General features: G+C 37.0%; 15 protein-coding genes. 8 read left to right on the top strand and 7 right to left on the bottom strand.

Translation table 11 applies throughout. From position 1 onward, the window contains the following. Positions 1-39: 39 nt before the first annotated feature. Genes BM239_RS14095 through BM239_RS14110 form a run of 4 tightly spaced genes read left to right on the top strand, consistent with a single transcriptional unit; the run spans position 40 to position 3394 of the window. Positions 40-588 (top strand): RNA polymerase sigma factor, encoded by a 549-nt coding sequence (locus tag BM239_RS14095; RefSeq protein WP_092209751.1) that lies wholly within the window; start codon positions 40-42, stop codon positions 586-588. Next, the gene (locus BM239_RS14100) at positions 572-1147 is read left to right on the top strand and encodes a hypothetical protein (RefSeq protein ID WP_092209753.1); all 576 of its coding nucleotides are present in this window, start codon (positions 572-574) and stop codon (positions 1145-1147) included. The genes BM239_RS14095 and BM239_RS14100 overlap by 17 nt, the downstream gene beginning before the upstream one ends. Before the next feature lie 13 nt (positions 1148-1160). After that, positions 1161-2675: a hypothetical protein gene (locus BM239_RS14105; RefSeq protein ID WP_143094933.1), complete on the top strand. Its 1515-nt coding sequence runs from the start codon at positions 1161-1163 to the stop codon at positions 2673-2675. 35 nt (positions 2676-2710) lie between these two features. Beyond that, on the top strand, positions 2711-3394 hold the full coding sequence (locus BM239_RS14110) for a peptidoglycan DD-metalloendopeptidase family protein (RefSeq protein WP_092209757.1): 684 nt from the start codon (positions 2711-2713) through the stop codon (positions 3392-3394). Here BM239_RS14110 and BM239_RS14115 read toward each other — a convergent pair whose 3' ends face one another. The 7 genes from BM239_RS14115 to BM239_RS14145 form a co-directional block, all read right to left on the bottom strand. Further along, entirely contained in the window at positions 3395-4174 is a 780-nt protein-coding gene (locus BM239_RS14115; RefSeq protein ID WP_092209759.1) for a T9SS type A sorting domain-containing protein, read from the bottom strand. It abuts the gene before it with no gap. Positions 4175-4190: 16 nt separating this feature from the next. After that, positions 4191-9041 carry a malectin domain-containing carbohydrate-binding protein gene (locus tag BM239_RS14120; RefSeq protein WP_177209054.1) on the bottom strand — a complete coding sequence of 1617 codons (4851 nt, stop codon included), beginning with the start codon at positions 9039-9041 and terminating at the stop codon, positions 4191-4193. Positions 9042-9274: 233 nt separating this feature from the next. Then, positions 9275-12631, bottom strand: a complete 3357-nt coding sequence (secA, locus tag BM239_RS14125; RefSeq protein WP_092209764.1) for a preprotein translocase subunit SecA — start codon at positions 12629-12631, stop codon at positions 9275-9277. Positions 12632-12786: 155 nt separating this feature from the next. Beyond that, complete coding sequence (locus tag BM239_RS14130; RefSeq protein WP_008637498.1) at positions 12787-13008, bottom strand: DUF2795 domain-containing protein; 222 nt, start codon at positions 13006-13008, stop codon at positions 12787-12789. Between the two features lie 151 nt (positions 13009-13159). Next, a complete protein-coding gene (locus tag BM239_RS14135) occupies positions 13160-13732 on the bottom strand; it encodes a cob(I)yrinic acid a,c-diamide adenosyltransferase (protein ID WP_092209766.1) in 573 nt (190 codons plus the stop codon). Between the two features lie 426 nt (positions 13733-14158). Then, entirely contained in the window at positions 14159-14923 is a 765-nt protein-coding gene (locus BM239_RS14140) for an O-methyltransferase (RefSeq protein WP_092209768.1), read from the bottom strand. 72 nt (positions 14924-14995) lie between these two features. Beyond that, on the bottom strand, positions 14996-16855 hold the full coding sequence (locus BM239_RS14145; protein WP_092209770.1) for an ABC-F family ATP-binding cassette domain-containing protein: 1860 nt from the start codon (positions 16853-16855) through the stop codon (positions 14996-14998). 103 nt (positions 16856-16958) lie between these two features. Here BM239_RS14145 and BM239_RS14150 point away from each other — a divergent pair, with 103 nt between their 5' ends. From BM239_RS14150 to BM239_RS14165, 4 genes are all read left to right on the top strand, one after another. Beyond that, on the top strand, positions 16959-17753 hold the full coding sequence (locus BM239_RS14150; RefSeq protein WP_092209772.1) for a polysaccharide biosynthesis/export family protein: 795 nt from the start codon (positions 16959-16961) through the stop codon (positions 17751-17753). 3 nt (positions 17754-17756) lie between these two features. Beyond that, positions 17757-20231 carry a polysaccharide biosynthesis tyrosine autokinase gene (locus tag BM239_RS14155; protein ID WP_092209774.1) on the top strand — a complete coding sequence of 825 codons (2475 nt, stop codon included), beginning with the start codon at positions 17757-17759 and terminating at the stop codon, positions 20229-20231. 160 nt (positions 20232-20391) lie between these two features. Next, positions 20392-21678, top strand: coding sequence for a nucleotide sugar dehydrogenase (locus BM239_RS14160; RefSeq protein ID WP_092209776.1), 1287 nt, complete (start codon positions 20392-20394; stop codon positions 21676-21678). A 155-nt stretch (positions 21679-21833) separates the two neighbouring features. Further along, entirely contained in the window at positions 21834-22814 is a 981-nt protein-coding gene (locus BM239_RS14165; protein WP_092209778.1) for an SDR family oxidoreductase, read from the top strand. Positions 22815-22990: the final 176 nt, after the last annotated feature.

Consider the following 22990-nt stretch of genomic DNA (forward strand, 5'->3'; position numbering starts at 1 on the left):
CTTAAGATGAACTAAACCATTAAAACCAAAAAGTAAGGCATGTTTCAACCCGATATAATTGAAAAATGCAAAGCAAACAACCGTCAAGCACAAATGCAGTTATACAACCAGTACTGCCAAGGTATGTATATTGTTGCTAAACGTTATGTAAAGCATGATGCGGAAGCTGAAGATGTTGTTCAGGATGCGTTTATTAAAGCGTTTTCTAAACTGGATCAATACCAAGCGGAAGTTACTTTTGGTGCTTGGTTAAAACGAATTGTTATAAACACGAGTATTGATTTGTTAAAAACACGAAAACACCAGCTGGTGGAACTTGAAACTGTGCATTTAAATGTTGTAGAATCGGAGGATAACAATTGGTTGGTTGAAGATGCTGTGGGAATTTTGGATATTAAAGCGGCTATTTCAAGTTTAGCTGAAAAGTATCGATTGGTTCTCACGCTTTATTTATTAGAAGGTTATGATCATCAGGAAATTTCGCAAATTCTAAATATCACCGAAGTTTCCTCAAGAACGCAACTTTATAGGGGGAAATTACAATTACAAGAATTATTAAAACTAAAAAAAGATGGCACGCGATATTAGAGATTTACTCAAAGAAGACGATTTGGAAATAATGCCTAAAATGCCTTCTGGACATGAAGACCGGTTTCTGCAAAAACTGAATACAGCTTTACCAAAACAGAAGACACGTAACGTATTTTGGATGCAAATTGCAGCCAGTATTGTAATCGTCTTTGCATTGGGTTTTGGCACATACGCTTATTTTAATCAGCCTGTTAAAACCACTACAGTTGTTGATGTTGCTCCAGAAGAAACACCGTTTAAAACATTGGGTGATATTTCTCCAGATTTTAAGAAAGTGGAGGATTACTATTTGGCAAATATTAATTTAGAATTGTCAAAAGTAACGTTGACTTCAGATAACAAAGAACTCATAGATGGTTATATTTTACGTTTAGATGCTTTAAATGCCGAGTATAAGCGCTTGTCCATGGAATTAACAGAACAAGGTCCAAATGAATTAACAGTTAGTGCTTTAATAACAAATTTAAAGTTTCGCTTAAATCTCATGTATCGCCTAAAAGAACAATTACAAAGTTTAAGAAATTCTGATACACTTCAGAAAAAAAACAACGCATAAAAATATGATACTTATGAAACACCTAAAATTATTGCTTCTCTGCTTACTATTTGTAGGCAGTATGAATGCCCAACAGCGAATGGATAAAATTTCGCAATCTTTACATGTTAACGACGATGTAACAATTGATTTAAATGCTAGTTATACTAACATTATTATAGACACGTGGAATAAAGATATTATAGAAGTTGACGCCTACATTGAAAGTGATGCGTTATCAAAAGACGCACTAAAAAAACAACTGGATGCCTGGAAAGTCCGGGTGGAGGGCTCAAAAGATTTTATCACCATAAATTCTAATTCTGAAGGTGAAAGTTGGTCTGAAAGCATGGTTCTTTTTGATACAAAATCATTGGATCTCGCCATGCAGAATTTGGAAATTGAATTGGCTGACATGCCCATCATGCCAATGGTAGATGGTTTAATGGAGTCATTAGATTTAGCAAAAATGCCAAAAATGCCAAAAATGCCAAAATTGCCTGATTTACCAGAAGGTATGAACACGACTAATTTTGATTTTGAACGCTATAAAAATGAAGGCGAAGCCTATATGCAAAAATGGAGTCGTGAATACAGTGCAAAATATGGTGAAGCCTATGCGAAAAAAATGGAAAATTGGGCAAAACATGTAGATACTGAAGCCTTTGAAAAGTATGAAAAGGAGATGGAAGCTTGGGGTGAAACATTTGGAAAGCAGTTTGGAGATACCTTTGGTAAGGATATGGAAGCATGGGGTGAAGCCTTTGGGGAAAAATTTGGAAAAAGTATGGAAGCCTGGGGAGAGGAGTTTGGGAAAAACATGGAAGCTTGGGGTGAGCAATTTGGAAAGGAAATGGAAGAACGAGCTAAACGAATGGAAGAGAATCAAGAAAAACACGAAAGTCAGCGTCAAGAGAATGAAGCCAAATATCAAGCACTTTTTAATTCAGACATGGGAAAGAATATGACTATTAAAAAGACGCTTAAAATAAAAATTCCTAAAAATTCTAAACTAAAATTGAATGTGCGACACGGTGAAATGAAATTCACCTCTGTTATTCATAATTTAAAAGCAGAATTAAATCATACTAAGTTTTTAGCAAGTAGCATTGATGGTGAGCACACCACCATCAATGCATCTTATTCCTCTCTTTTAATTAAGGATTGGAAAATGGGAAACTTGGAACTTAATTTTGTGGAAGACGCTACCATTCAAAATATTAACGGTCTTGTGTTAAATTCAAATTCGTCTAATATTCATATTGATAAGCTTTCAGGGAATGCTATTATTAATGGGAGTTTTGGTGATTTGGCTATTCATAATATAACGGACAATTTCAATACCATAAACATTACATTAGATAATAGTAATGCCAATTTAAAATTACCAATAGCAGATTATAAATTACAATATCATGGCAAGAATTCACAGTTCAAACATCCTAAAAACACGAAAGGTCAGTTTGTAACAATGTTTAACTCTGGTAGTATTTCCAATAATAGAACTATTGTTGTAAATGCAAAATATAGTCATGTAAATATGAATTAGTTTTCTATTTTTGAGTTTTATATACTATAAACTCAATGACTTTTTCTTCTTTTTTACGTGGCATAAGTTCCCAGCCACTTTTTGTTTTAGATAACGATATTCCTTTATCTCAATATGTGTCTATAGATTTGTCTGAAACCAATACCCAATTACATTCGTTTAATGTATCTTCATCTGAAGATTGGAGTGTTTTTATAAATGACTATTGTAATCAAAAACAGGCGAAAGTTGCTTTTGGTGGTTATAATGAAAAGCGAAACATTTACAAGCGCAGCAATTATTTCAATCAACAAAATGCAGATACAGAACGTAATATTCATTTAGGTTTAGATTTATGGATTGCAGCAGGAACCACTGTTTATGCACCGCTGGAAGGCGTTATACACAGTTTTGCTATAAATGCCAATTATGGTGATTATGGGCCAACATTAGTTTTAAAGCATCAGGTTCATGATGTTATTTTTTACACTCTTTACGGTCATTTAAGTTTAGATTCTCTTGCTGATAAAAAGGTAGGTCAGCCTATTCAACAAGGAGAACCAATTGCTACACTTGGTACCGCTGAAGTAAATGGCGATTATGCTCCTCATTTACATTTTCAAATAATTCGTGATATGGAAGGTTATAACGGTGATTATCCAGGTGTTTGTAATACAAAAAATCTGGACAAATTTCTACAAAACTGTCCAGATCCAAATGTGTTATTAAAATTAAGTTAATTATTTAATAATTAGTTTTTTAACTGTTTGTGCTAAATCTGTTTGTACTTTAAGAATGTAAGTGCCAGATTGAAATTGATTGACATTAATTTCGGAATGTGTTGTTTTAAGTATCAAGCTTCCTTGCAGTGTGTATATTTCAATTGCATTAATAGAATGTGCGGTTTTAATATGTAATATATTAGATACAGGATTTGGGTAGATACTAATATCCCTATTGGAAATATAGGTATCCATATCTAATGTTTGGAAACTGACAGCACTTGCAAGCGGATTATTTTGTGAATACAAGTTTTGTGCTGCAATATTAATATAATTTTCAATAAAAATGGTATCAAAAACCGGGTCTCCATTCTCTACAAAACGTATTTCTCCACTGGATGGGTTTGGATCTGCAATCACATCAAATAAAACAAGCTCAAAAGGCCCTGAACCATTTAATAAAATACTAAATTGACCTGCTTCGTCACGTCCTAAAAAATAGGCGTCACCAAATGCACCTGGTCCCATTGAAATAGAGGCCCATTCAGAGGCTGGAATGTTGGAGTTACCTGTAACAAAATTCCCAATAGTTAATCCAGTTGGAACATAAAATCCAGCTCCCATATCATCTGTACTATTATTAGTAACCGATTCACTAGGAGTGGCCAAAAGCGCCATCTGATAATTATTTGTGTTTGGATTAATGCCTACAAAAGATACACTAAACTCATAGGTTACCTGTGCCGTTAAACCAATACTTGATAGTAATAATAGTGTTGTTATATATAATTTTCTCATGATTTATTGTATTGAATTAATTTGGCATTTGTTCTGAAATAGGATAGTAATTTGATGCAGGATTGTTAACATGGTTAATAATGATGTTTTTTAATAATCCTTTGTCGTTTTCGGGTCCTAAATAGCGCACAACACCATCTAAATTTATATCTCCAGTATTATAGGTTGCAAATGGATAATAGTTGCTGTTGGTAGTATTGCCAGAAGCATTGGATATAATCGTTTTTAAACTGGCAGAATCATTATTAGGACCAAGATAGCGCGACTGATTATTTCCGTTAATGTCACCACCATATAATCCTAAAACACCGGCAGGCATGCCAAAGTTTGTTTGCGCTTCTAATCCAAATGTGGTTGTTGAGCCATCTGTAAAATTAATAACAGTTGGTGTATTAGAAAGTGCTACTACGGTACCTGTCATAATACCTAAATGGTTTCTGTGGTCAACCACCACAAAATAATCTCCTGATTCTTGCTCAAAGTGTATTGGTGAAACGCCATCAGCATCTACAACATCACCATCACGTTGTAATAATGCCGATTTAGCATCTACAATTATGGTATTTGTTACGGCATCTCGTAATTCAATCCATATCCAATCTACAATAGCATTGTTACCCGTTATTAAAAACACTGAAGGATTGCAAACTAATCCATCTGTATAAGGACTTGTGGTTGGAATTAAATCTGCAACTCTTAAATCATCTCGCATGAGGCTTTCCTCACCCGTATTAGGGTTTATAGCTGCACCTTGTAAATAGGCTTTTGGAGATACTAAAATGGGCTCTAAAACCGTAACCGTTTGGTTGCAACTTGATGAGGTGTTATTGGATGCGTCTGTAGCAGTCCATGTAATGATAGTGTCTCCTATTGGAAAGGGATCTGACAACAATAATGCGTCAGACCTTACACCAGAATAGGTTATGGTATTACTACAATTATCGGTTGCTGTTGGTTCGGTTATTAAGACTGTTGTTTCGGTTGCACCACTCGCTAAAATTTCGGTTATCGTATCTGGGCATGATATCATGGGCGCTTCTGTATCATCTAAAATTGTCCAAGTAAAACTCTGCTGAACATCTATACTTCCTGGTTTACTTAAGGTAACGGTTACAGTATACACGCCATCATTATTTGGTCCGCCAGAAACAGCCGATTCATCAACAATTCCAAAAATTAACCCATTGGTTGGTTCTATATCCGTTCCAGCAGGTTGACCAGATATGGAATACGTTAAGTTATCTAATGGATTTCCGCCAGAACCTTCGGCTTGAAAGTCTGATATTTCCAACTCACAACTGGTTCTATCTGCTATTGGTTGTAATTGTAATTCGGGGTAGGCAATTCCTAAAATTTCAATACCATTGATAAGTGGGTTTTCAATGTTTTCAAAAAAGCGAATTTCTAAAACACCATCAGTAACCGTTACATTATTTTGAACCAATCCAGCTTGACGGTGACCAAATTCAGCTGAAATATCAAAATTATCTAATAAACGTTCCTCTTCAATATTCACACTAAACACACGTTCACCTGGGTCTGACGTACCATTATATAAATTAGCAAAATAAAGATTAACTATATAGTCGCCATTTGGTACTGCTATGGAAAAAATCATCGGATAAGCAGGGTCGCTATTACTACGTTGAATATGCATAACATCATAATAGGTACTTGCGTCAATATAACTAGGAATCGATGCATCTCGATTAGCATAGAAAACTTCGGTAGACGAATAAGATGAGCCAGAAGAAACAGTGTAGGAGTCGCCTGTTGTTGTCGTGTTATCTTCCCAATCTGGACCTCCATCTGATGCTAAAACAAGAGGACCTCCTGCATTAATACGAACTAAAGGTGTGTATATATCAGTTAATTCACCAGTTAATGACATGGAAACATTTGAGTTGACTCCGGAATGTACAACTTCCATGTTAGCAGACTTAACACCTAGGATATTATCAGAAATAAAGTCGATAGGAATTTTTACAGACGAACCTGGATTAATGGTAAATGGGACTAAAACATCCGATGCAAATAAAGCAGCATCAGTTCCTGTGAAATTTAATGCGGTTACGGTAATCACATCATCTGTTGGTCCACCCTCATTATTTAAAACAATGTATTTGGTACGTTGGGAATTATTTACAGGTGTGACACCAAAATCTAAATTAGTAGGGTTAATGGAAACCACCCCATTTTGATTTTCATAGGCTTCGATAAAATCCCAAGTAGCAGTAAATGGGTTGGGTGTTGCTGCCGATCTAGAAGTTGATATAATACCAACTGCCATACCTTGTGCATCTAATGGATCTAAAAAATTAGAGGGTAATGCTATGGCTGGTCCTAACAAACTTAAGGTTCCACCATTGTCGGTGGAGTAGAAGGGTTGTGCCAATCCGGTTGCAGGCTCTATAGAAATGTATAAATCTATCGATCCTGAATTGATTATGTTTGGAATATCATAAGTTGTGTTTAAAGTTACAACACCATTGGACTCTATAACGAGCTGTAAACCATGAAGGGCATCATTATTAAGCGTTCCATTCATAAAAACAAATTTCAAGTAGTTATCTTGATCTCCAGTACCAATCTGCATTCCATAAGATTGAAAATCTACAGGGTTATTTTGACTTCCGTTGGACCCGAAATAAGGAGATTCAATTTTGGAATGTACTGTAAATGGGTTTGAATTACTATCTACATTAATTCCAAACTGAAAACCATAATCTTGATTGTTTAAATTCTCAAAAGCATCACCTTCAGAAACAGCATCTACTGTTGCTTTTCCAGCTGCACCACCGAATGACATTTCTTGTTCATTAAATTGGTCTAAATAATCTGTGTTTCCTGAAGGGTCTAACATCAGTCCAGTAAAACCTAAACCAAACAAACCCGTTCCTGGATTGTTATTCCAAAAAGGGTAATCAATTGGTAGATTTGTGGTGGTACCATTATTGGCATCCAAAGCAAATGCATCATTAACATCTAGGATTAAATCATTATCATCATCAGGATCATTTAAATCGGAAATATTATCATTATCGTTATCTTTAGGTTTACTACTTTGAGAGCAGATATTGGTTCCATTATCAATTTCATCTTGATTGGTATAACCGTCGCCATCATTATCCGCTAAGGGGTCATAACCTGCATCACCTGGTTGTAGGCAAATTAAATCCGATGGTTCAAATACCGTAATACTATTAGCGCCGTATGTTACGGCCCAAACGGTACCTGGAAAAATAGCTTCGTCGCCTAAAGCAATAACATCCAACGGAATGCTTCCAAAACCGTTAAAAGGAACCTCTTGTTCTAAAACCATATCACCAGCAGCATTTAATATATACCGATTGATATCACCATTAAATGACGCGGTTAAAATATTGCCTTGCATGACACCACCAAAGTTGGTAGCTGTATATTCAACAAGCCCATTTGTTGAAGCCGCTTTAACATCTAAAATGTTATTTTTAGGACTGTTGATAGGTTCATCCATGAGGTATTCCCCTTGTTCCGGATTATCCGGGAAGTTAGCTATTGAAAAAGAGGTGTTAAAATAGCCTTCTGAACCTACTAATAAATCGGCAACTTGATGGGTTTCCGTAGCGACCCATGACCCACTAATTTTCTCATAGGCAATGACATTAGCACGTGAAGGAAATGCACGAATGGGATTAGGGTGACCACCATAATAAGTGCCATTCGCATCATTGGTGGTTCCAATAAAATGAAGTGGGTCCTCTGAAAATTCGCTGCCACTCTCATTCATTTCATTAGATATGTAATGTAAATTTGAGTCGTATGTAATGGTGCTTTCATCACCTAAATATGTGTTAGTTGCTATATCATAAATTCTAGGAACGCCTCCCCAAAGTGCATTTGGACCATTGTCTGATGTATAGATTCGGTTATTTTCGGTGACTAAAATATCATAAGCATTTCTATATCCAGGTGAAAATATTTGGACAGGGCCTCCAGCTTCTGTAAATGCTTGATTTAAGCTGTTATGTCCACCAAAAGGATCGCCAATATCAATAAAGGCATCATACATAGGATGTCCTGGCGGATACGGAAAGTCTGGATGTGTGTTATCAATATCAATTCGAGTAGGGTCGTTAAGCGTTGGTAAATCATATACATAGTCTGTGTTGCTTCTCGGGTCCGTATACACTGGCATCCCTTCCAACTGTGTTAAGTTTACGATAAGTATCGCTGCAGATAGGAAAAATTCGGGTGTTCCAGCAAAATTATTGCTTGGAGCCCCTTTATTGGTTTGTCCACCTTGAGCTACCAGTAAAAAGGTTTCGCCATCTTTTTCGAACATATCCATGCCATTGATGGCATGATTTTCTTCACAACGCGGCAACCCTCTCACTAAATCTGTTTTTTCCCAGACACCATTTATTTTTTCAAGTTTAGATATCATACTCGAATTGGTATCTAGATTGCTATCATTACCACCGGAACCGCCACCTAATAGGTAATCGGATGAGGTAACATATATAATGGGATTTAATGCTGTTCCGGCTGTTAGAATGCCAGTTACAAGGCGTTGCTGGCTTGGGTTGAATTCTCCTAAATCGTTATGATTAGGGATTCCAGTACGAATTTGAGTGATTTCTTCACTGGCAACAACAGTATATTGACCATTTCCTGAACTCGCATTATCGCGCTCAATGGTATAGGCCCAAATTAGGCCATTTTGTTGAGAAACATATAACCGGTTGTCTGGGCCAAAATCTAATGAAGTCGGGTTTAAAACACCTTCATTAATTAAGCCTGTTGAACCAAAACTAATGGTTTGAGAATAGCTATTAAGACTTAATAGCATTGTACTTAATGCGATTGTAAAAACAAGAAACCGCATTGGTTTGTTAAAATTAATCAGAAACATCATATTATTTTTTTCGTTTTCGTGCTATTAATCGAAAAAAATTAATTGAGAAATACCGTAGTAAAAATAGTTATAAGGCTTTAGTTTTTAAGAATAAACGGTGAGTTTTCGTTGAAGCATAATAAATATCCGTTATGTGAACCACAAACAAAAAAAATCCGAAGACATTCTTCGGATTTTTCTTATACTCTGCATCTAATTAGCTGTTAGTCATTTACTAATACCCAATCACCTTTGGCTATTAATGGTTCAGCTTGTTTAAATTTTACTGTTTTGTTCTCACCACTCATAACATGTTTAATTGTTACTTTATCATTACGTCCAATTTTTGGACTATCGCGAACAATTGTTTCTACCACTTCAGGTTGACGCTGCGTGTTTCCAGCTGCTCGATTTTGTGCCGAACGTTCATCTAAATTTTGAATTTCTTCTTTTTCAGTTTTAAGATTTTCTTTTTTATTAGATTGACGCGCTTCTTGAATAGCATTGGTTGTTTCTTGCGGTAATTCTCCTTTAAATAAAAATGAAATTACATCTTTATTAACTTTATCTATCATGCCTTTGAATAACTCAAATGCTTCAAACTTGTAAATTAGCAAAGGATCTTTCTGCTCATGTACCGCTAATTGAACGGATTGTTTCAACTCATCCATTTTACGTAAATGCGTTTTCCACGAATCATCAACAATGGCTAATGTGATGTTTTTTTCAAAGTCATTTACCAATTGTTTTCCATTGGTTTCATAAGCTTTTTCAAGGTCTGTGACTACCTGAATGCTTTTTACACCATCGGTAAATGGTACCACAATACGCTTAAATTTATCACGCTGCGTTTCGTACACATTTTTAATAACAGGAAATGCTAATTCGGCATTGCGTTCCATTTTAGACCGGTAATGTTCAAAAGCTGCTTTGTAAATTTTACCTGCTAAATCTTGGACGCTTAATTTTCCAAATTCAGCTTCGGTAACTGGTGAGCTCATGGAGAAGAATCGAATCATTTCAAACTCCAGATTCTTATAATCGTTAGCGGCTTTATTCGTTTCTGCAATACCTTCAGAGGTATCATAAATCATGTTTGCTAAATCCACACGTAAACGCTCACCATGTAAGGCGTGGTGACGACGTTTGTAAACCACTTCACGCTGGGAATTCATCACATCATCATATTCTAACAAACGCTTACGCACACCGAAGTTATTTTCCTCTACTTTTTTCTGTGCACGCTCAATAGATTTTGAAATCATAGCGTGCTGAATCACTTCGCCTTCTTCCAATCCCATTCTATCCATCATTTTGGCAATTCGTTCACTACCAAAAAGACGCATTAAATTATCTTCCAATGATACATAAAATTGTGAGCTTCCAGGGTCTCCTTGACGACCAGCACGACCACGTAACTGACGGTCCACACGACGTGAATCATGACGTTCTGTACCCACAATGGCTAAACCACCTGCTTTTTTAACGGCTTCACTTAATTTAATATCCGTACCACGACCAGCCATGTTGGTTGCAATAGTAACCTGTCCTGGCTGTCCAGCTTCAGCGACAATATCGGCTTCTTTTTTATGAAGCTTCGCGTTTAATACGTTATGCGGCACTTTTCTAATAGAAAGCATTTTACCTAACAACTCACTAATTTCTACATTGGTCGTACCAATAAGCACTGGACGACCCGCTTGTGATAGTTTGGTTACTTCATCAATTACGGCATTGTATTTTTCACGTTTGGTTTTGTATACCAAATCCTCACGGTCATCACGTGCAATTGGTTTGTTGGTTGGAATTTCAACCACATCTAATTTGTAAATTTCCCAGAATTCACCTGCTTCAGTAACGGCTGTACCTGTCATACCGGACAGTTTGCGGTACATTCTGAAATAGTTTTGAAGGGTTACCGTAGCGAATGTTTGTGTAGCATCTTCAATTTTTACATTTTCTTTCGCTTCAATGGCTTGATGTAAGCCATCGCTATAACGACGCCCATCCATAATACGACCCGTTTGCTCGTCTACAATCATCACCTTGTTGTCCATAACGACATATTGGTTGTCTTTTTCAAACAAGGCATATGCTTTTAGCAATTGGTTTAAGGTGTGAATTCGTTCGGATTTAATTCCGTAATCTCTAAATAAATCTTCTTTTAAATTAGCTTCTTCTTCAGATGATAAACCTTGGTTTTCAATTTTAGCAATTTCAACACCTATTTCAGGCATGACGAAGAAATTTGGATCATCCTCACCCGATAGGAATTCAATTCCTTTATCGGTTAGTTCAATCTGATTATTTTTTTCTTCAATCACATAGTACAATTCCGCGTCAATTTTTGGCATTTCGCGGTTGTTGTCTTGCATGTAAAAATTTTCAGTTTTTTGAAGGAGTTGTTTGATACCTTCTTCACTTAAAAATTTAATTAAAGCTTTGTTTTTAGGAATACCTCTATGAGCACGTAATAGTTGAAAGCCACCTTCTTTGGTGTCGCCTTCAGCAATGAGTTTTTTGGCTTCTGCTAAAACACCTGTTAAGTATTTACGTTGAACAGAAACGATACTATCTACTTTTGGTTTTAATTCTGTAAATTCATGACGATCACCTTGCGGAATCGGTCCTGAAATAATTAATGGTGTACGTGCGTCATCAATTAATACGGAATCCACCTCATCCACAATGGCATAATGGTGTGGGCGTTGGACCAAATCGTCTGGTGCATGTGCCATATTATCACGTAGGTAATCGAAGCCAAACTCGTTATTGGTTCCGTAGGTAATATCTGCTAAATAGGCTTTTTTACGAGCTGCCGAATTGGGTTGGTGGTAATCTATACAATCTACACGCATACCGTGGAATTCAAATATAGGCGCCATCCACGCGCTATCTCGTTTTGCTAAATAGTCATTAACGGTTACCAGGTGCACGCCCTTTCCTGCTAGCGCATTTAAATATACGGGAAGCGTAGCTACTAATGTTTTACCTTCACCAGTTTGCATTTCGGCAATTTTACCTTGGTGCATAGCAATACCACCAATTAACTGCACGTCATAATGAATCATGTCCCAGGTAATTGGTTTTCCTGCAGCATCCCAAGAATTTGACCAAACGGCTTGATTATCTTCAAGGGTAACATACTCTTTTTCACCAGAAATTTCTCGGTCGAAGGTATTTGCTGTTACCGAAATAGTTGTGTTATGCACAAAACGTTTTGCTGTTTCTTTTACAACAGCAAAGGCTTCTGGAAGTATGTCATTCAATACCTCTTCGGTTACCGTGTAAATGGTGTCCTTTATTTTGTCAATTTCCAAATAGATATCTTCTCGTTGATCGATATCCTCTGTTTCATTGGCTTTTTTAAGCAGGTCTTCAATTTCGGCATTGAGCGGTTTTCTAGCCTCTGCTATTTTTTCTTTAAAGTAGCTGGTTTTAGCGCGCAAATCATCATGAGATAATTTCTCAAGAGCTGCTTCGAATGTTTTAATTTTTTCAACTAGAGGCATGATGGCTTTTACGTCTTGTTTCGACTTGTCGCCAACAAATACCTTAAGGACTGAATTTAAAAAACTCATTTGTTAGGTGTTTATGGTTGTATTAGCATTGCTACTAATAATAAATATATGTTTTGTTCTTTTGCGTTACAAAAAAACGTTTTTTGTTCGAGTATTTTGTGTATTACTGCATAAAAAAAAGCCTCTGGACGAGACTTTTTTAAATTTTAATAGTATTAATATTCATCCTCATTCCAGAGGTAATCTTCGTCTGTTGGATAATCCGGCCAGATTTCTTGAATAGACTCGTATGAGTCGCCTTCATCTTCAATAGATTGTAAATTTTCAACTACTTCTAATGGCGCTCCCGTTCTAATTGAATAATCAATAAGTTCGTCTTTAGTCGCTGGCCAAGGCGCATCACTTAAATAAGATGCTAATTCTAATGTCCAATACATTTGTAATTCGTTTTAATTTTTTGCAAAAATAAATTTTTAGTTTAAATACACAAGAAAAAAATCAATTAATTACACATTAATTATAAGAACGTACCTTTTCTGATTTATATGAAATCCAATTAAAGGCTAATACTGTGTTGTTTTGAAATGGTTACTGCTTTTCAGGAATCCACTTCACTTCATTTGCGTTTAAGTCAAAGGACAACTTTCGTGCCAATACAAAAAGATAGTCAGATAGGCGATTTAAATAGGTTAATGCCAAGGGGTCAATAGGTTCTAAATCGTTTAGGGCAGATGCTAAACGTTCGGCTCTACGGCACACACAGCGTGCTATGTGACAGAATGACACGGTTTGATGACCACCTGGTAATACAAAATGTGTCATGGGTGGTAAAGCCGTGTTCATGTTGTCTATTTCTTGTTCTAAACGCTCAATATTGGCATCTGAAATTTTAGGGATATTTAAACGTTCCTTTCCGTTTTTTAATACTGCTTTTTCAGGATCAGTGGCTAAAATAGCACCAACCGTAAATAAGCGGTCTTGAATATGCATGAGTAATTCTTTGTAATGGGTATCGATGTTTTGATCGCGAATAAGTCCTAAGTGTGAATTAAGTTCGTCTACAGTTCCGTAGCTATCAATGCGAATATGATGTTTCGGGACTCTGGTTCCACCGAATAACGCTGTGGTTCCTTTGTCGCCTGTTTTTGTATAAATTTTCATAGCTATTTTTTCTTATTCAAAGTTAATGGTTCTCTGGGATTAGGCAAAGGATTCTTTTGTGTTTTTGGGGTTCCGGGTTCTTGCCTTTGGCAGGCAGGTGTGGTTCTGGGTTTAAAGTTAAAAGTGAAAAATGACTAATTAAAAGTTCTTAAGTTATTGGGTTCATTAGGAAATAGGGATTAGGAGTTAGGAGTTAGGAAGTAGGAAATAGGGATTAGGGATTAGGGATTAGGAATTAGGAATTAGGGATTAGGGATTAGTGATTAGGTGTGTGTTGATTGCATATTGAGTGAATGAGTAGTAATGGGAAGGGGTAAAGTTAAAAGTTATTGATTATTTAGTTATTTTGATATTAAGAATCCATTAAGCTGAAGAAAAAAGAAATGAGATGCGAGTGAAAAGGTTCGTGTAAATTGAACACTGCAACTAAACCCGGATGGTAAAATGTTCTTTGCCTTGTTCTTTTCTGAAAAACACAAAACCCCAGAAAAAGGTGTCAATGGTGGCTGTTACTTTTGGGTGTTGTTTTATTATTTCCCAAGCTTCTGTCATGCCTTTAGACCAGTATATGTCATCAAAAATGAAAATAGTATCGTTGTGGGCTGCTGGCAGGAGGGTTTCAAAATAATTTAGTGTGGCTTGCTTTGTGTGGTTGCCGTCAAAAAAGATACAGTCCCAAGACTGTTGGTTTCCATTTTTAAGGTGTTTGCTAAAATCACCCGTTAGAAATTGGATGTTTTTATAGTTTGTTAATGCTCCTTGTGTGAATTTTGACAAATTTGAGCAGCCTTCTATAGTCGTGATTTGTGTTTTAGTGTGTCCTAAATGCATGGCTTGTGTGGCAATACCTAATGAGGTGCCTAGCTCTAAAATATGCTTGGGTTTAAAATATTGGGTTAAGCGATACCCTAATTGAGCTCGTTTTAAAGGTGTTCCAGCTGTTCTAGCCAATTCCGAAATGCGTCTCTCTGTTTTGTTGGTTTTTTTAGAACCTGAACCCAAATCGGTTATGAGGATGGTTTCTTTATTTTTGAGTAATGCGTTTCTATAAGCTTTTAATTCTTGATAATCCGTGTAATTGGTTTTATTGTAAAAACATTTTGTAATAACATCAAAGATAAATGGCGAGTGGACACCATGCTGATTGGTTGATTTTAATAGGAACTGTATGTATTTTTTTTGTTGGTACACGTGTTCAGTGTTCGGTATTCAGATTGCCGTATTGAGTGTTCAGTTATAATTTAGAGTAATTGGCACCTAGATTCATTCTTCCAGCTTGGAACTTAACTCAAACCAGCGCATTTCTTTTTCGTCAATTTCATCGAGAATCTTTTGTAATTTCTCTGACAGGGCATTAATTTGTTCAGGTGTTAATTCTGGGTTTAAGAATTCTTTTTCTATTTCTGCTTTATCGTACTCCAAGCTGTTTATTTTACTTTCAATGTTTTTATACTCTTTTTGTTCGTTGTAAGATAGTTTCGTGTTTGCATCTTTTTTCCAGTTTTTCTTCTCTTTTTTGTCGTCTTCTTTTGTTTCTGGTTCTTGGCTATCTTCGTAAGCTCTAAAATCAGAATAGTTGCCTGGGAAGTCTTCAACGAGGCCTTCACCACGGAATACCAACAGGTGGTCTACAATTTTATCCATAAAATAGCGGTCATGCGATACCACCATCAGGCAGCCTGGAAAATCTAATAAAAAACTTTCTAAAACGTTTAGGGTAACAATATCTAAGTCGTTTGTAGGCTCATCTAAAATTAAGAAATTTGGATTTTGAATTAATACGGTGCACAAGTAGAGGCGTTTACGTTCGCCACCACTTAATTTTTCAACAAAATCGTATTGTTTTTTTCTACTAAACAGGAAGCGTTCTAATAACTGTCCAGCACTAATTTGGTTTCCTTTTTTTAGAGGAATATACTCGCCGTACTCTTTAATAACATCTATAACCTTTTGTTCTGGTTTGATGGTGATACCTGCTTGGGTATAATAACCAAATTTTACGGTTTCACCGATTACTACTTTCCCAGCATCTGGTTGTTGTCGTTGGGTGATTATATTTAAAAAAGTTGATTTACCCGTTCCATTTTTACCAATAATACCAATTCGTTCGCCTTTTTTAAAGGTGTATTCAAACTGGTTGAGAATGGTTTTGTCTTTAAAACTTTTGCTCACTTTATGAAGCTCTAGTATTTTACTACCTAAACGCTCCATGTTCAGTTCTAATTGGATTTGATGATCTTGTCTGCGTTGGTTAGCTCGGTGTTTGATATCGTGAAAATCGTCTATTCGCGATTTGGATTTGGTGGTACGTGCTTTTGGTTGTCTACGCATCCAGTCCAATTCTTTTTTAAAGAGCTGTTTGGCTTTTCCTGTTTCGGTTGCTTCGTTTTCAATTCGCGCCTCGCGCTTTTCTAAATAATACGAATAATTTCCTTTGTAGGTATACAGTTGTCCATGATCTAATTCAATAATTTCATTACAAACACGTTCTAGAAAATACCGGTCGTGTGTTACCATAAACAGGGTAATTTGCTCTTTAGCAAAGAAATCCTCGAGCCACTCAATCATTTCTAAATCCAAATGATTGGTTGGTTCATCCAGGATTAATAAATCTGGTTTTTTAAGCAGTGCATTTGCTAAAGCCAGTCGCTTTTTTTGGCCACCCGATAGAGCGCTTACTTTTTGGTTGAGGTTATCCAGTTTTAGTTGAAATAGAACTTGCTTGTATTGGGTTTCAAAATCCCAAGCCTGATGGATTTCCATTTGTTCAAACGCTTTCTGATAGGCCTCCGCATCGTTGGGGTTTTCTAAAGCTTTTTCATAGCCTTTAATAACCTCTAAAATGGGGTTGGAGGTGTCAAAAATGGCTTCTTCCACTGTGAGGTTTGGATTGAGGTCTGGATCTTGAGACAATACAGCAACTGTAATATCTTTGCGGTAGATAATTTGTCCCGAATCGGCTGTGTCTTTTCCAGACAACATATTTAAAATAGAGGTTTTACCCGTTCCATTTTTAGCTACAAAGGCAATTTTCTGATCTTTATGGATGCTAAAGGACAGGTTTTCAAATAGCGTTAATTCGCCATAAGATTTCGATATGTTTTCAACAGTTAGGTAGTTCAACGTCTATTTTTTTGCAAAGAACGTAAATAATTCAAAATTTATACGATAAGTTTTGATATTCCTACTGAAAAGCTATATTTGTGAAGAAACTTGCACCCTCATCATGAAGCATTTATATGTTGTTTTACTTGGTTTAATTGCCTTGCTGTCTGTGTCTTGTATACCCAATAAAGAATTGGTGTATTTGCAAAATATGGAACGGGCAACCGATACCACTCAAGTGATTACTGAAAAGCAAAAACCCTATCGTGTACAGATAAATGATATTTTGAACATCCGTGTGAAAGCCTTGGATCAGCGAAATATACAAATGTTTAATCCTACTGGCGAAAAAGATCTGAATGCTTCTGGTGATGAGCGCGCTTTTTTTGACGGGTTTACAGTTGATATGCATGGGAACATTCGGATTCCCATTTTAGGCGAGGTGAATGTATTGGGTTTTACAACCGAAGAAATTGAAAGCATGCTTGAAACCAAGTTGTTAGAAGAGGAGTTGAAGGAAACGTCTAATATTTTCGTTACGGTGAAACTGACTGGTTTGCGTTTTACGGTTACTGGAGAAGTGGGTAGTACTGGTACACAGACTTTATATCAACCGCGTGTTAATATTTTTGAAGCGTTGGCCAATGCTGGTGATGTTTTGGTAACTGGCGACCGCAAGGATGTGACCATTATTAGGCAGTATCCGCAAGGGCAGCAAATACACCATTTAAATTTATTGGATATTCAGGTTATGGAATCGCCTTACTATTATATCCAAATGAATGATATTATTTATGTAAAACCATTGAAGCAGAAAACGTGGGGAACCGGTATCACAGGCATCCAAACCTTGGGTACCATTATAACGGCTTTATCATTGGTGACTACCACTTTATTACTTATAGACAGGCTTTAAATTATGGCAGAATACGATTATGAAGATGTGGATTCAGGTGAAGGCGGTAGTATAAACTTCGACTTTAAAGGGTATTTATTTAAAGTATTAAATCTGTGGAAGTTTGTGCTAGCTTGTATTGGCGTGGCCTTAATTATTGCCTACTTTATTAATGTTCGGAAACAGAATGTTTACAAGCTGGAATCGCTTATTTCTGTTGAAAACGATCAGAATCCTTTTTTTACGGCCAACACCAGTATTTCTTTTAATTGGGGCGGTGTATCTGGTAAAATGGGTAAAACCATTACCACTTTACAAACGCGTACCCACAACGAAAAAGTAGTTGATTCCTTAAAAGCGTACATGAATTATTTTAAGGAAGGGAAATATCGAAAAATAGATATTTATAAGGACGCTCCCTTTATTTTTGAACCGGATTTGAGTCAGCCGCAACTGTTAAGTCGTTATATTGGGATTCGGTTTTTATCGGATTCCACCTTTGAGGTTTTTACAGAATTTGAATCAGAATCTGGTTCAGGACAACGGTATGATACCAAAGCACGCATGCCTGTTTCGCTTCCTATTGGGCCGTTTCAGAAAACATTTCAGGTAGGCGCCGTTATTAATTTACCTTTTTTTCATGGTGTTTTGCAGCTGCGTCCCGATCGGGTTGTTAAACCAGGTCAGGAATTTTTTATGCAGTTTCGAAATTTTGATGGTGTTGTTTATGGCTACCAAAAGGGTATTGGTGTTAGTCCTTTTAGTAATGCCTCTGCTTCGGTATTGCGATTAAGTTTGGCCGGAACTAATAAGTCGAAAATCGTGGATTACTTAAATACCACGGCCGTTATATTAAGTGAAACCGAGTTGGAACGCAAAAACTTATATGCTACCAATACCATTAAATTTATTGACAGTAGTTTGCGTGCTGTTAATATTAATTTGAAAGATTTTGCCAATGAAATGAATACCTTTAGAAAGCAAAATAAGGTATTTGATGTTTCTACTGAAATGGCGGATATATCTAGTAAACTTAAAGATTTAGAAATACAGAAAGAGGCTGAAACTAGCAAACTAAATTATTTAGATGCTTTAGAAAATTACCTTCGCACGAAAACCGATTATACCAGTATTGCTGCACCATCGTCTGTTGGTATTGAAGAAAGTAATATCCAGAGTAGTGTGTCTAAAATAACGGCTTTAGCTATTGAGCGTCAGAGTTATGAGTACAGTACGCGCGAGGGGTCGGCTATTTTTAAAGATTTAGACCGACAAATTGATGCTGAAAAAAATGTGCTTTTAGAAACCATAGCTGCCACGAAAAGCACCATTCGGATTCTTATGAATAGCTTGAATAACAACATCGCTAATTTGGAAGCCAAATTAAGTGGTTTGCCCGAGGACCAGCAGGAGTTTTTAAAAATTCAGCGAAAACTAGATATTAGTCAGGAAGCCTACAATGTTTATATGGATAAGCGCAGTGAAGCGGCTATTGTGAAAGCCGCTAATATTTCTGATATTAGTATTATTGACGAGGCGAAAGATATTGGTGGCGGTTTAATAGGTCCTAATAAATCCTTAAACTACATGATGGGATTGATGCTTGGGTTTTTTGTTCCGATGTTTCTCATTTTCGTTATTTTCTTACTAGATCATACCATCCATGGGTCGGATGAGGTGGAACGTTTGTCGAAAATTCCAATTTTAGGATTAATTGGTAAGTATCGTTATCATAATAATTTAGTGGTTTATGAAAAACCGAAATCGGCTGTAGCTGAATCCTTTCGGTCTATTCGTTCCAGTTTGCAGTTTATCCTTAACAAAAACCCCAAAGCCGGTGGCCGAACCATTATGATTACGTCGTCTGTTAGTGGTGAAGGAAAAACCTTTTGCTCTATTAATATTGCCACGGTTTATGCGTTAAGTGGGAAGAAAACCATATTATTAGGGTTGGACTTACGGAAGCCCAAGATTTTTGACGATTTTAATTTGACTAATGATACTGGGATGGTGAATTATTTTATTGGCGAATCGGATTTTCCATCGGTTATCAATCACACCCACATTGCTAATTTGGATGTGGTTCCTGCAGGACCTATCCCACCAAACCCATCCGAATTATTGATGAGTACAAACATGGAAACATTAATCGCTGAACTGCGTCAAACCTACGACATTATTGTTCTGGATACACCGCCTTTAGGACTTGTTACCGATGCTTTGGAATTGGTGAAATATGCAGACACGTCTATTTTTATGGTGCGTTTGGACTATACTAAAAAGGGTATGTTGCAACTTATAAATGCCAAATATCGAGGCGGTGAAATTAAGAATATCAATTTTGTATTAAACTTCTACAAGCATAAAACCAATCATAACTACGGTTATGGTTATGGCTATGGTTACGGTTATGGCTATGGCGTATATGGGAATGCTTACCATGACGATGCTAAAAAAGGAATTATGGGACGCATAAAACAGTTTTTAAAACGGATATGATGCGGCTTGTTAGTTGTTAGTTGTGGCGTTTTGGCGGCACAGTGTCCCAAAGATGCAGTTTAGCAAGGTGGGAGGGGTTTTTGAAAATTGAAATTCCAAGAACCAAATTTTAACCGTTTGATTAGGATGCACGTTACAGAGTTAATTAAAGAATAAATCAATGAAGAAACATCAGATTACTATTGTGGGATTGGGTTATGTAGGCTTGCCTTTGGCGGTTGAATTTGCCAAGAAATATGCCGTAACAGGCTTTGATATTTACAATAAGCGTGTGGCTGAATTACGAAGCGGTAAGGATAGGACCTTGGAGGTTACCGAGCCCGAACTTCAAGCGGTATTAACCGATACATTGGGTGACAGGGGTTTGTATATTACCGATTCAGTAGAGGCTTTAGCCGATTCAAATATCTATATCATTACGGTTCCTACACCAACCGATTCTTTAAATAAGCCTGTGTTTACGCCTTTAATTAAGGCGAGTGAAAGTATTGGTAAGGTTTTAAAGAAGGGTGATATTGTTATTTATGAATCTACTGTATATCCGGGTGTTACCGAAGATATTTGTGTGCCTATTTTGGCTTCGGTTTCTGGACTCACCTTTAATACCGATTTTTATGCTGGTTATTCACCCGAGCGTATTAATCCTGGTGATAAAAAACATACGGTGACCAAAATTTTAAAAGTCACGTCTGGTTCTACCCCTGAAATAGCTACGGTTGTTGATGATTTATACCGATCTATTATTACGGCAGGGACGCATAAAGCTCCTTCTATAAAAGTAGCCGAAGCCGCTAAAGTTATTGAAAACTCGCAACGTGATATTAACATTGCCTTTGTGAATGAGTTATCAAAAATATTTCGCCTATTAGATATTGATACCAAAGCGGTTTTAGAAGCGGCTGGTACAAAATGGAATTTTATTAAGTTTTCACCAGGTTTAGTTGGCGGGCACTGTATTGGTGTTGATCCGTATTATCTGGCCCAAAAAGCCATTGAAAGTGGTTACAATCCAGAGATTATTTTAGCTGGCCGTAAAATGAATGACAGTATGGGTAGTTATGTAGCTACGGAAACGGTGAAAATGATGATTAAAAAAGGCGCTACCATTAAAGGGTCTCGCGTGCTGGTTTTGGGAATCACCTTTAAAGAAAACTGTCCAGATATTCGGAATTCGCGTGTGATTGATATTATTCGTGAGTTTGAAACCTATGATGTAAGCGTTGATGTATTTGACCCTTGGGCTTCGGCAGAAGAGGTGCACCATGAATACGGTTTGGATTTAATTTGTGACGCTGCAGATTTACAAACCAATTATGAGGGGATTGTCTTGGCTGTGTCTCATAACGAATTTTTAGGGTTGGATGTCATGGCTTTAAAAGGAGACCATGGCGTTGTGTTTGATGTGAAGTCGTTATTACCGAATTCACAATCGGATGCGCGCTTGTAGTTAAACGTTGCGTAGTGACGTTGTTTAGATTATAACTCACAGAGGGGGCTTGTTACCAAGGTGGCTTTGGTTTTGGGCTGAATGGTGATGAGGTTGCCGCGTTGCTCCTTTGTTGCCCCTTGCAATGACCATAAATAACATAAAATTATAATACCATGTACGACAATGCTTTTCACGATCAAGATTTATCACAGTTCCACTTTTTAGTTACAGGAGGTGGTGGCTTTATTGGGAGTAATATAGTTGGTTATCTTATTCAGCATCAGGCTAAAACGGTTCGTGTTTTAGATGATTTTTCGAATGGGTATCGGGAGAATTTGACCGAATTTATGGACTTGCCTAATTTTGAATTGCTGGAGGGTGATATTCGTGATTTGGACACCTGTAAAACCGCTATGGCTGGTATGGATTATGTCAGTCACCAAGCCGCATTAGGTTCGGTGCCCCGTTCTATTCATGATCCTGCTTTAACGAATGCCGTAAATATTTCTGGTTTTCTAAATATGTGTATAGCCTTAAAGGAGTCGCCAACTGTTAAGCGCATGGTTTATGCGGCTTCGAGCTCCACCTATGGCGATAGTCCTAGCTTACCCAAGGTAGAGGCTGTAATTGGAAAGCCGTTATCGCCTTATGCGGTGACGAAGTATGTGAATGAGTTGTATGCTGCTGTTTTTGGCAACACCTATGGTACGGATATTATTGGCTTACGGTATTTTAATGTATTTGGCCCTAAGCAAAGTCCGAATGGGGCTTATGCGGCTGTCATTCCGTTGTTTATGCAGGCCTTAAAAGATGGAAACCCACCCACTATAAATGGCGATGGTGAGCAAACCCGCGATTTCACCTTTGTAGCGAATGCTGTTCAAGCTAATATTCGAGGTTTTTTTGCACCCGAATCCGCTAAAAATGAAGTCTTTAATGTGGCATGTGGCGAGCGTATTAGTATTAATTATTTATGGGACTCCTTACAAGAGGCTGCTCATTCTGATTTAAAGCCTATTTACGGGCCACCACGTCAAGGGGATGTTCGCGATTCTTTAGCAGATATTTCTAAAGCGGAACGTTTGTTAGGGTACCAGCCAGAAGTGTCCGTAGGGAATGGGTTGCAACTGACCTGGGATTATTTTAATCGTTAAGTTGATTGGCTTTGTTAGTTCAACGGTGTCTTTGCTATGCTCTGCATGATACGCGCTTTTAATGACATGATGCCCCTGAATGGCTAGATGTTTTAATATGCGTAAAGCTGGTTACCCGAAGGAAACCCAACGTTTTATTTTATTGTTATAGACTATTTTGTTCATTTTTTTCATTG

Origin of the sequence: Algorimicrobium echini, assembly GCF_900115185.1 — a bacterium.
GTDB lineage: Bacteria > Bacteroidota > Bacteroidia > Flavobacteriales > Flavobacteriaceae > Algorimicrobium > Algorimicrobium echini.

Bases quoted from the DNA above. Each gene is read 5' to 3' on its own strand.
- BM239_RS14105 (WP_143094933.1), top strand. From the start codon at position 1,161: ATGAAACACCTAAAATTATTGCTTCTCTGCTTACTATTTGTAGGCAGT.
- BM239_RS14165 (WP_092209778.1), top strand. From the start codon at position 21,834: ATGTACGACAATGCTTTTCACGATCAAGATTTATCACAGTTCCACTTT.
- secA (WP_092209764.1), bottom strand. From the start codon at position 12,631: ATGAGTTTTTTAAATTCAGTCCTTAAGGTATTTGTTGGCGACAAGTCG.
- BM239_RS14100 (WP_092209753.1), top strand. From the start codon at position 572: ATGGCACGCGATATTAGAGATTTACTCAAAGAAGACGATTTGGAAATA.
- BM239_RS14160 (WP_092209776.1), top strand. From the start codon at position 20,392: ATGAAGAAACATCAGATTACTATTGTGGGATTGGGTTATGTAGGCTTG.
- BM239_RS14155 (WP_092209774.1), top strand. From the start codon at position 17,757: ATGGCAGAATACGATTATGAAGATGTGGATTCAGGTGAAGGCGGTAGT.
- BM239_RS14120 (WP_177209054.1), bottom strand. From the start codon at position 9,041: ATGCGGTTTCTTGTTTTTACAATCGCATTAAGTACAATGCTATTAAGT.
- BM239_RS14130 (WP_008637498.1), bottom strand. From the start codon at position 13,008: ATGTATTGGACATTAGAATTAGCATCTTATTTAAGTGATGCGCCTTGG.
- BM239_RS14115 (WP_092209759.1), bottom strand. From the start codon at position 4,174: ATGAGAAAATTATATATAACAACACTATTATTACTATCAAGTATTGGT.
- BM239_RS14095 (WP_092209751.1), top strand. From the start codon at position 40: ATGTTTCAACCCGATATAATTGAAAAATGCAAAGCAAACAACCGTCAA.
- BM239_RS14110 (WP_092209757.1), top strand. From the start codon at position 2,711: ATGACTTTTTCTTCTTTTTTACGTGGCATAAGTTCCCAGCCACTTTTT.
- BM239_RS14135 (WP_092209766.1), bottom strand. From the start codon at position 13,732: ATGAAAATTTATACAAAAACAGGCGACAAAGGAACCACAGCGTTATTC.
- BM239_RS14150 (WP_092209772.1), top strand. From the start codon at position 16,959: ATGAAGCATTTATATGTTGTTTTACTTGGTTTAATTGCCTTGCTGTCT.